The following is a 10,440-nucleotide window of genomic DNA, read 5'->3' as shown; positions in this document are numbered from 1 at the left end:
CTTTTACCTTACCAACTAGCTAATGGGACGCGGGCTCATCTCATACCGAAATTCTTTGATTAAGAAATGATGCCATTTCTTAATGTTATCTCGTATTAGCATACCTTTCGGTATGTTATCCGTGTGTATGAGGCAGATTACCCACGCGTTACTCCCCCGTCCGCCGCTAGGACCGAAGTCCTCGCTCGACTTGCATGTGTTAGGCACGCCGCCAGCGTTCATCCTGAGCCAGGATCAAACTCTCATGATAAACTTGGCATTACTTTATTATAAATGGTGTGTTAATTGACCTACTGTTTAATTTTCAAAGTTCAATGTTTTGCCCTTTTCTTAAGGACAAGTATTAATATATCATGTGTAATATATTACGTCAATAGTTTTTTTCATTTTTTTATAGGATACAAAAAACAATTCTACAAATAATATATATAAATAATTCTTAGGAGGTTTTAAAATGAAACATTTAAAAGCTAAAAATGCTGGTATTCAATTAGAAAAAACTATAGATGTCGATCAATATAAAGATTGGTCAAGAGAATTAAGAGACTCTTCAGTTATGCCTCTTGATATGAAAAAAGATGTAGACTATATAGACCCAGCTCATTTTTATGATGCACCTGTAGAAAATGATACACATAATACTTCAAAATAATATGGTTTTTGACACTCTATATTAAATTTCCATTTCAGTAGACATATTTCCCGAGAAATATTCATTTTCTATAACTAAAACAAATAAAAACCGACTTGTTATAACAAGTCGGTTAATTTATTAATAAGATATTTACTTATCTTTTATACAAAGTCGCAAAATGCATTAAAATTACATAAAAACATGCACATAATATCTCCTAAATTAATATATATATTATAAAGGCTTTGCATAAGTACTTAAATTTTTTTGGGAGGTAATATTAATATGAAGTATGATAAAAAGTACATGAATTGCAATAATAATAATAATATGTACAGTGATAATAATTACATGTATCCAATGCCTTATATAAATCCTATGATGTATAATATGATGAATCCTATGATGGATATGGATACACACCAAGATGTGGATATGAATATGGATGACGCGGTAATGCATAATATGATGATGAATCCTTATATGATGTATATGAATCCTTACATGATGCAACCAATGCCTGGACAAATGCCTATGCCTAATATGACTCAGCATGTGAATATGCAGATGCCTGGTATGCAAATGCCTATGCCTAATATGGATATGGCTCCAAACATGAATATGCAAATGCCTGGCATGCAAGCGCCTATGCCTAACATGAATATGGCTCCAAACATGAATATGCAAATGCCTGGTATGCAAACGCCTATGCCTAATATGAATATGCAGATGCCCGGTATGCAAATGCCGCCTATGCCTAATATGGATATGAACGAAATGATGATGCAACAACCTATGGGAAATCCTTTTATGATGCAACCTTTTATGCATCCTTCTATGTTATATAATATGATGGCTTTAAACCCTGCATGGTTTAACTGCATGCCTTGTTCATGTGGAGCACCATTTGGAATGCCATCGAATATGCAGAATATGAATATGATGCCTCAAAATATGAATATGATGCCAAACATAAATATGGAAGAACAAGACGAAGAAGAAATGTAAATTTTAAAAAAGTTTCTATATAAGTGTATATATTTATAATATTGGTTAATAATAAGTTATGTATTCTTCATAATATTCCCCCAATATTATAAATACCAATATATAAAGCCGTGATATTAATCACGGCTTTATAAGTTTTTGTCTATAAAATTATAAAAATCATTTTCTTCAGATTCTACAAATTCATATAAAATGCTTCCTTTGAACAAATATTCATTTTCTTTTTTTATATAGTCTTTATATTTAGTGTTTAATATTTTATCTGTATATATTCTATCTCTTTCATTATAACAAGCGACTAATAATTTATTATTTATTACATAATAAAGAGCCTTTATATCATCACTAATTAAATATGTATCTTTCTTTACATGGTTATTATTAAAATTAAATCTAGTAAATAGCACCCCATTTTCTAAGTTACTTTTAAGAGCAAATGGATTGTCACTATAAAATTTTTCTGAAAAATAATTTTGACTATTTACATTGTAGACAACTAGATATTCGTTTTTTATCATTTCATCTAAAACATATATATGATCTATATATTCTCTATCAACAACAATTAAAGATCTTATTTTATATTCTCCATCTATTATATCTATGTTAAACGCCAGTTTGCATTTATAGTATCCGTCATTATCTTCATACATAGCTTCACATATATATTTATTATTTTCTTTCGATATAACCTTATTCTTTAATAACACTCCATTAATATTGGTTATATGCATATTGGCTATATCTTCATTAACACAAAAATATCTTAAGACTTCTCTGTCTCTTGCTATAAACCTCATAGTCATATAATTTATAAATTCTATGTCGTTCTCAATTAATTTGCACATCTTGGGAAATATATGTTCAAATGTTATATCCGATTTATATTCTTCTATAATATACATATATTCATCTATTTCACCTGGCAATTCCTTATTATACATAATTGTTTTATTTCCAAATTGATTGACTAAAAATAACGCCTCTTCTTTAGATATATAAATTCTATCTGATCCAAGTCCCCCCATCAACCTTTCTTGTTCCATATAAAATTTATGTTCATCAACATTTTCTAAGCTAACGTAATCAGCTATTCCCAGGCCTTCAGCATCTAATAAAAAATATTGGTTATATATATGTTCATCTTTATCCCAAGATATTATAAGTCCCATACTTCCCATTAATCTAGAATTAGTTATTTTTGCATATCTAAATTTCATTGTACCACTTCCTTTATCTGTACATACTATATTAATATACTATCAAATTTATCTCAAAATAATTATATATTAATATGATATATATTAACAAAATTGGATAAATTTATAATATAATGTATTAAACTATTAATCTGAGGTGATTTTAATATGAAACAAACAGCAGCATTTTTTGATATAGACGGAACATTGTACAGAGATTCCCTCATGGTAGAGCATTTTAAAAAATTGATAAGGTATGAAATAATCGATCCTAAGCTATGGCACGAACATGCTAAAGATACATTTTTAAATTGGGATAAAAGACAAGGGAATTACGATGACTATCTTCTTGAAATATGCGACCTATATATAAAATCTATTATGGGACTAGACACATCTTGTATAGAATTCACTAGCGAGCAAGTTATAAAATTAAGAGCAGATAGAGTGTATAAATATACCAGATCTCAAATACAATGGCATAAAGATCAAGGTCATATAGTTATATTTATATCTGGAAGTCCAGACTTCTTAGTAAACAAAATGGCACAAAAATACAATGTAACAGATCGTATAGGAAGCCAGTATATACTTGAGAATGGAGTATTTAATGGCACAGTTATTCCAATGTGGGATTCTGAAAGTAAAAATAAGGCAATTGATAAATTTATAGAAAAATATAATATAGATTTATCTAATTCATATGCTTACGGAGATACAAATGGAGATATAAATATGTTAAGAAGAGTAGGAAACCCTGTTGCTATAAATCCTACAAAAGAACTACTTACAAACATCAATAACGATCCTATTATATCTAATACTGCTAAAATCATAGTTGAAAGAAAAGATATAATATATGAATTACCTACAAATATAAGTATATATGATATATAAAAAAGGTGTGTAACATACACACCTTTATTTTTATAGTTTATCCTTAGGAGAATATGATGTATGAAGTAAATGATGAGCTTTTTCACTCATAGGTTTTCCTAAAAATGTTTCATATAACTCTATTACCGCTGGATTTTCATGTGATTTTCTTATATGCTTATTATCATCTTCTCTCAATATCGCATCTCTACGTTTAGCAACTATATCTATATTATTATTGTAGAATGGTTGACCTCCACCACCTACACACCCGCCTGGACATGCCATTATTTCTATAACATGTAAATTACGAGGATTTCCACTTCTTATTTCTTCTAATAATGTTCTTGCATTTCCTAGACCATGAGATATTCCTACATTTATTTGTAAATCTCCAAAATCCACAGTTGAAACTCTTATACCTTCTAAGCCTCTTACCGATTCAAATTCAACCTTTTTTAAGCTTTTACCCGTATATACTTCATATGCTGTTCTTAATGCAGCTTCAGCAACCCCGCCTGTTTGACCAAATATAACAGCGGCACCAGTTGACTCTCCAAGTGGCTTATCAAAATCTTCATCTTCCAATTCACGGAAATTTATATTAGCCATTTTTATTAACTGAGCTAATTCTCTAGTTGATATAGAATAATCCACATCAGGATTTCCATCCACTGAAAATTCCTCTCTTGAACATTCAAATTTTTTAGCCAAACATGGCATTATAGATACAACTACCATTTTTTCTCTATCTATATTTAGTTTTTGAGCAAAATAAGTTTTAGCAATAGACCCAAACATTTGTTGTGGAGATCTTGCTGTTGATGGTATATTTAATAAATCTGGAAATTGACTTTCAAAGAAGTTTACCCATGCCGGGCAACAAGATGTTAATATAGGAAGTTTAGTTTCATCTCCTTTTAAAAACTTATCTAACCTTTCAAGTAATTCTGCTCCCTCTTCCATTATTGTTACATCTGCAGCAAAATCTGTATCAAATACATAGTCAAATCCTAAATTTCTTAGGGAGGCTACCATCTTACCAGTTACTAAAGTTCCTGGTTCCATATCAAATTCTTCACCTAAAGCAGCTCTTACTGCCGGAGCTGTTTGAACTACAATAATCTTTTCTGGGTCCGCTAAATCTTGTATAGCTTTCATAATATGGCTATTTTCACTTAAAGCACCAACAGGACATACAGAGACACATTGTCCACAATGAACGCATACTGAATCATCTAAATTCACTTCAAATGCAGGTGCAATTGCTGACTCAAATCCTCTACGTACAGCAGATAACGCTCCTACAGTTTGAACTTTATTACACATAGTCTCACATCTTCTACACATTATACACTTTTCCATATCTCTTATTATTGATGATGAGAACTCTTTTCTAAATTCCATCCTTCCGCCTTCGTCATATCTTACCTGTGTTACTCCAAGTTGTTGTGATAGATATTGAAGTTCACACTCTCCTGATTTAGAACATGTTAAGCAATCTTTTGGGTGATTAGATAACAATAATTCTAAAACTGTGTTTCTTGCATTAATAACTTCCATTGTGTTTGTTTTTATAATCATATCATCCTGAACTGCAGTTGCACACGCTGGTACTAGCGTTCTTCTTCCTTCAACATGTACTACACATATTCTACATGAAGCACTGTTATTAACTAGCTTTATATTGTGTAAGTTTAGATGACAAAGAGTTGGTATATTTATTCCTACTTCTTTTGCAGCATCTAATATAGTTGTACCTATGGGTACTTTTACTTGTTTTCCATCTATGGTTACCTTAAATTTTTTCATCTCTATTTCCCTCCTTTAAACTATCCTCTTGTAATAGCTGAGAACTTACACTTATCTATACATGCACCGCATTTTATACACTTATCTTGACCTATAATGTGAGTTTTCTTCACTTCTCCAGATATAGCACCCGTTGGGCATATTCTAGAACAAGCTGTACATCCTATACACATATTCTCTAGTATTTCATACTTTAAAAAATTAGCACATTGTCCTGCTGGACACTTATGATCTCTAATATGAGCTATATATTCATCTTCAAACTCTCTAAGAGTAGATAATATTGGATTTGGAGCTGTTTGTCCTAGTCCACATAAAGATGTCTTAATTATAACTTGAGATAAATCTTTAAGTTTCTTAAGATCTTCCATTGTACCATTACCTTCTGTTATCTTATCTAGCATTTTAGATAACCTTCTAGTACCTATTCTACAAGGAGTACATTTACCACAAGATTCTTCTTCTGTAAACTCTAGATAGAACTTAGCAACACTTGGCATACAGTCATCTTCATCCATAACTATCATCCCACCTGATCCCATCATAGAACCTTTAGATACTAATGTATCAAAATCTATTGGTGTCTCTAAATCTTTCTCTGTTAAACATCCTCCAGATGGCCCCCCTGTTTGTACTGCTTTAAATTTCTTACCATCTGGTATTCCTCCACCTATATCAAATATAACTTCTCTTAAAGTTGTTCCCATAGGTACTTCTACGAGACCTATATTATTTATTTTACCAGCTAGAGCAAAAACCTTTGTACCTGACGATTTTTCTGTACCTATAGACTTAAACCATTCTGCACCTTTTAGTATTATTTCAGGGATATTTGCTAGAGTTTCTACATTATTTACATTTGTAGGTTTCCCTCTATATCCTTCTTCTGCTGGAAATGGTGGTTTACTAGATGGTTCCCCTCTTTCACCTTCCATAGAGTGTATTAATGCAGTTTCTTCGCCGCAAACAAATGCTCCAGCTCCATATTTAATATCTATCTTAAAATTAAATCCTGTTCCTAATATATTTTCACCTAATAATCCATATTCCTTAGCTTGTTTTATAGCTGTTTTTAAACGATTTATTGCTAGTGGATATTCAGCACGTATATATACTTTACCTTCGTCTGCCCCTATGGCATATCCACAAAGAGCCATAGCTTCTATAATAGAATGCGGATCTCCCTCTAATATAGACCTATCCATAAATGCTCCTGGATCTCCTTCATCTGCATTACAAACTACATATTTCTTATCTGATTTATTTTTATATGCAAACTCCCATTTTAGCCCTGTTGGGAATCCTGCCCCACCTCTACCTCTAAGCCCAGAGTTCTTAATAATATCTATTAATTCTTCTTGACTCATATTTGTTAAAACTTGACCTAGGGCCCTATATCCATCATTACCCAAGTATTCGTCAATATTTTCAGGGTTTATTAATCCGCAGTTTCTTAATGCTATACGCATTTGCTTTTTATAAAAAGACATATCATGATGCTTTTGAACCTTTTTATGTTCAGTTGGCTCTTCAAATAAAAGCCTTTCTATAACCCTATTATTTATAATATGTTCGTTTATTATTTCACTAACATCTTCAGGCTTTACCTTTACATAAAATACATCGTCTGGCATAACCTTAACTATAGGACCTTGTGCACAAAATCCAAAACATCCTGTTAGATCAACTGTAACACTATCAGAAATCCCAGTATTTTTTATATGTTCATTAAGTTTTTCTATTATTTCTTTACTCCTAGATGCTTGACATCCTGTTCCACCACAAACTAGTAATTGTTTTTTATTACCTTTTACATCATTATTTTCATGTCTTAAAGCTAGTAAAGGCTTACATTTATCTATAACTTGAGTAAGTTCCTCAAAGGATTTTATCTTAGCCATTTCCTATACCTCCATGTTTATTTTTATTTATACTCACCTATAATGGCAGCAACATCTTTAGGCGTCACATGTCCATAAACCTTTTCATTAACCATAACAACTGGCGCTAATCCACATGCCCCTACACAACGTACTGTATCAAGAGAAAAGCTTCCATCTTCAGTTACCTTGCCAACTTCTATATTAAGATGTCTCTTAAACTCATCTACTACTTTTTGTGCTCCCTTTACATAACAAGCAGTACCTGTACATACAGATACTTGATATTTTCCTCTTGGAACCATAGTAAAATATGAGTAAAAACTTACAACTCCATATACCTTTGATGTTGGAACACTTAAATTTGCTCCAACAAATCTTTGTACTTCTAAAGGAAGATATCCGAATATACTTTGCGCTTTATGTAAACACTCTATCAAAGCACCTTCTTTATCTTCTAAACCATCTATAAATGATTCTAATTCTTTAAACTTTTCTTCACATAAAAAGTCATTTTTAGCAGTCATAATACACCCTCCTCTTAGCTTACTATTTATATTTACACATAATAAATTATTATCTTATTTGTTATTTTCATTCAGTTTCTAGAATTATTTTATTTTTTATAGTTATTGTTTAGATTTTAATTTATATAAACTTTAATGATACTTTATCTAAAGTACAATACAAAAAAAGACTACCTAAAAGTAGTCTTAATTGATTATAATATTTTATTTTATTATATTTTTTCTTATTTTTTCATAGTAATAATTTATAGCTAAACTATAAGAATAATCGTATATAAGGAATACTAATTGGCCAAGTAATACTGTCATTATATTAAAAGGAATATTAATAAATTCTTTTATAAAGAAATGTCCTATGCCTATTATTATATTAAAGATTGCTAGCTTTACTATATATTCAACAAATATATTTCTATCTCTTTCAATAAAATACTTTATTATCCCATATAATCCAAAAGTAAAAGTATAGAAAAGCCAATTTAATTTATCTGGCATAAATAAAAAACTCAATATAATAGATGCTATATAAAAGACTATACCACTTTTAATCCCTTGTTCTATTATAACTATTGATATAGGAAGTGACGCCAATCCCATAAAAAACAAGGTATTAGTAGGTATGACAAAGGACAGTATCAAAAGTACTATGTTAAGTGCCAATAACAAGCCGCTATAAGCTATATTTTTACTCATATCTTTTCTCCTAACAACAGTCTATAAAGTCCCCACCAAATGATTCACATAAGCAATCTAGACAGTATAATTTACCACATGTATCACAGCAATCATCACCTGGGCAACAACAACAGTCACAACACGAATCAGCGCAGCAACAACAAGCAAAGTCATTGTAATGATTTCTACGACTCCTATGGTAATTATTTGATCTACTTCTATAAGCTTTATGTGTATTTTTTAGATCATTAAATCTAGTAGTATACTCTGGATTATTAGGATCCATAAAATGTGCTCTTTTTACATAGTCCTCACCTTGTTCATAATATCCTAGATTCATAGAACATAGACCCATTAAATAATGCCACTCAGCATTTCTATTGTTAACATAGTTTAGAGCCTCATAGGCACCTCTATAATCGCCTCTATTTATCCTATCTCTTACAGCACGAAAATCATTGTACTGATGGTTGTTTAACACCTTTATCACTTCCTTTTAATATGTTTTTATACCTTAAATACATTCCAGAGTATACTATATTATCTATAATGCTTATATTATTTTTTATATGTAGTTTATCTATTTCTTGTGATAAAAACCCTAATATATACATCATTAAATTATCTACCTTAAGTTTAAGTTCATCCTTATTATTTATGTATCCAATAAATGGATTATATCTTCCTTTTCTATAATCTTTCTCTAAGTCTTCATAAGCATCTAAAACATATACATACTTTCCTATATTAAAACCTATATTCTTAAGTATATTAGTATACTCATCTTCCTTATAAGTAAATATTTCACCCATTATATCCCCAAATACATTCGATACCTCATCTATATTATTTACTTTGTTTTTTTCTAATCTATGAAGTTCATTTAGTCTATTCTTTATATTATTTGACTTATCAGTATATTTATTATGTGATTTTTTAAATATAGACCTATATAAATAATATACTATTTTATCTCTAAATCTTTTTTCATCTTTAACATTATCTTCTAATTTATAGTATGTTAGCAGTATGTTCATATCAGCTGCATATTCTGTTATTTCATTTGTTATTTTCATTTTTTTCCTAAGTGGATTTGCTAAACACCGTTCATTAACCATATTTGGCTTTATTTTATATAATGAAGATAGTAATAATATTAAAAATGTTATATCGTAATTTAGAGATAAAGTTGATGTTATTCCTCTATTTTCTTTTAAACTTTTACAAAGTCCACAGTAATATCCCTTATATATATCAAACTCGCTAAACGTTAAATCCATTTTATTTATTCTCACATAACCAAACATAATATACCCTTTCTTCTTAATCTATATTTATAAATTCAACATGATACTCACTACAGCTTTCTATATTTAGAATGGCCATGGTAATAGGTAACTTAAACCTTTTACGACCTGCTCCCCCTGGATTTATATATAGTATATCATTTTTTTCATATTTATCGTATTTATGAGAATGCCCATATACAACTATATTTATATCTTCTCTTTTTAAATCTATGTCTATAGTTTTTATATCATGTACAATATAAATTTTTGTATTATTTATATTAATTATTTCACTAAATGGTAAATCCTCTAATTCTTCATCTTTGTCACAATTTCCCTTAACTGCAAATACATTTGATATATTTCTTAATTCTTCAAGAACTTCTCTTTTCCCTACATCCCCAGCGTGAATAATCAAATCACATCCTTTTAAATTTGCTATAGCTTCTTGTCTTAATAATCCATGGGTATCTGATATAAGTCCTATTTTTTTCATATTTAATTATCCTTTAGTATTTATAATAAAAAATTCGCGACCCT

At 30.0% G+C, this 10,440-nt stretch carries 11 protein-coding genes and 1 rRNA gene; 3 read left to right on the top strand and 9 right to left on the bottom strand.

Translation table 11 applies throughout. The features are described 5' to 3' along the window. A 16S ribosomal RNA gene (locus BS62_RS09640) occupies positions 1-250 on the bottom strand; the annotation flags it as partial. A 204-nt stretch (positions 251-454) separates the two neighbouring features. On the opposite strand from BS62_RS09640, the gene BS62_RS09635 reads away from it, so the two are divergent. Beyond that, positions 455-652, top strand: coding sequence for a hypothetical protein (locus BS62_RS09635; RefSeq protein WP_496491055.1), 198 nt, complete (start codon positions 455-457; stop codon positions 650-652). A gap of 267 nt (positions 653-919) precedes the next feature. After that, a complete protein-coding gene (locus BS62_RS09630; RefSeq protein WP_496491054.1) occupies positions 920-1,642 on the top strand; it encodes a hypothetical protein in 723 nt (240 codons plus the stop codon). Between the two features lie 128 nt (positions 1,643-1,770). Here BS62_RS09630 and BS62_RS09625 read toward each other — a convergent pair whose 3' ends face one another. Continuing rightward, entirely contained in the window at positions 1,771-2,862 is a 1,092-nt protein-coding gene (locus tag BS62_RS09625) for a hypothetical protein (RefSeq protein ID WP_496491053.1), read from the bottom strand. Between the two features lie 147 nt (positions 2,863-3,009). On the opposite strand from BS62_RS09625, the gene BS62_RS09620 reads away from it, so the two are divergent. Beyond that, positions 3,010-3,738 carry an HAD family hydrolase gene (locus BS62_RS09620; protein WP_496491052.1) on the top strand — a complete coding sequence of 243 codons (729 nt, stop codon included), beginning with the start codon at positions 3,010-3,012 and terminating at the stop codon, positions 3,736-3,738. Between the two features lie 30 nt (positions 3,739-3,768). Here the strand turns inward: BS62_RS09620 and BS62_RS09615 are convergent, their stop codons facing one another. From BS62_RS09615 to BS62_RS09585, 7 genes are all read right to left on the bottom strand, one after another. Continuing rightward, positions 3,769-5,529 (bottom strand): NADH-dependent [FeFe] hydrogenase, group A6, encoded by a 1,761-nt coding sequence (locus tag BS62_RS09615; RefSeq protein ID WP_496491051.1) that lies wholly within the window; start codon positions 5,527-5,529, stop codon positions 3,769-3,771. A 20-nt stretch (positions 5,530-5,549) separates the two neighbouring features. Next, positions 5,550-7,430 carry an NADH-ubiquinone oxidoreductase-F iron-sulfur binding region domain-containing protein gene (locus BS62_RS09610; protein WP_496491050.1) on the bottom strand — a complete coding sequence of 627 codons (1,881 nt, stop codon included), beginning with the start codon at positions 7,428-7,430 and terminating at the stop codon, positions 5,550-5,552. Between the two features lie 23 nt (positions 7,431-7,453). Then, positions 7,454-7,936: an NADH-quinone oxidoreductase subunit NuoE family protein gene (locus tag BS62_RS09605; protein ID WP_496491049.1), complete on the bottom strand. Its 483-nt coding sequence runs from the start codon at positions 7,934-7,936 to the stop codon at positions 7,454-7,456. Positions 7,937-8,140: 204 nt separating this feature from the next. Then, complete coding sequence (locus BS62_RS09600; protein ID WP_496491048.1) at positions 8,141-8,629, bottom strand: hypothetical protein; 489 nt, start codon at positions 8,627-8,629, stop codon at positions 8,141-8,143. 10 nt (positions 8,630-8,639) lie between these two features. Then, the gene (locus BS62_RS09595; protein WP_496491047.1) at positions 8,640-9,092 is read right to left on the bottom strand and encodes a tetratricopeptide repeat protein; all 453 of its coding nucleotides are present in this window, start codon (positions 9,090-9,092) and stop codon (positions 8,640-8,642) included. Continuing rightward, positions 9,067-9,918: a DUF5685 family protein gene (locus BS62_RS09590; RefSeq protein ID WP_496491046.1), complete on the bottom strand. Its 852-nt coding sequence runs from the start codon at positions 9,916-9,918 to the stop codon at positions 9,067-9,069. Before BS62_RS09590 ends, BS62_RS09595 begins: the two co-directional genes overlap by 26 nt. Before the next feature lie 16 nt (positions 9,919-9,934). Continuing rightward, positions 9,935-10,396 carry a metallophosphoesterase family protein gene (locus tag BS62_RS09585; RefSeq protein ID WP_496491045.1) on the bottom strand — a complete coding sequence of 154 codons (462 nt, stop codon included), beginning with the start codon at positions 10,394-10,396 and terminating at the stop codon, positions 9,935-9,937. Positions 10,397-10,440 lie beyond the last annotated feature (44 nt).

It is taken from the genome of Sporacetigenium mesophilum DSM 16796 (assembly GCF_059569055.1).
This window is presented reverse-complemented; position numbering and strand designations above follow the sequence as displayed.

Bases quoted from the DNA above. Each gene is read 5' to 3' on its own strand.
- BS62_RS09635 (WP_496491055.1), top strand. From the start codon at position 455: ATGAAACATTTAAAAGCTAAAAATGCTGGTATTCAATTAGAAAAAACT.
- BS62_RS09630 (WP_496491054.1), top strand. From the start codon at position 920: ATGAAGTATGATAAAAAGTACATGAATTGCAATAATAATAATAATATG.
- BS62_RS09625 (WP_496491053.1), bottom strand. From the start codon at position 2,862: ATGAAATTTAGATATGCAAAAATAACTAATTCTAGATTAATGGGAAGT.
- BS62_RS09620 (WP_496491052.1), top strand. From the start codon at position 3,010: ATGAAACAAACAGCAGCATTTTTTGATATAGACGGAACATTGTACAGA.
- BS62_RS09615 (WP_496491051.1), bottom strand. From the start codon at position 5,529: ATGAAAAAATTTAAGGTAACCATAGATGGAAAACAAGTAAAAGTACCC.
- BS62_RS09610 (WP_496491050.1), bottom strand. From the start codon at position 7,430: ATGGCTAAGATAAAATCCTTTGAGGAACTTACTCAAGTTATAGATAAA.
- BS62_RS09605 (WP_496491049.1), bottom strand. From the start codon at position 7,936: ATGACTGCTAAAAATGACTTTTTATGTGAAGAAAAGTTTAAAGAATTA.
- BS62_RS09600 (WP_496491048.1), bottom strand. From the start codon at position 8,629: ATGAGTAAAAATATAGCTTATAGCGGCTTGTTATTGGCACTTAACATA.
- BS62_RS09590 (WP_496491046.1), bottom strand. From the start codon at position 9,918: ATGTTTGGTTATGTGAGAATAAATAAAATGGATTTAACGTTTAGCGAG.
- BS62_RS09585 (WP_496491045.1), bottom strand. From the start codon at position 10,396: ATGAAAAAAATAGGACTTATATCAGATACCCATGGATTATTAAGACAA.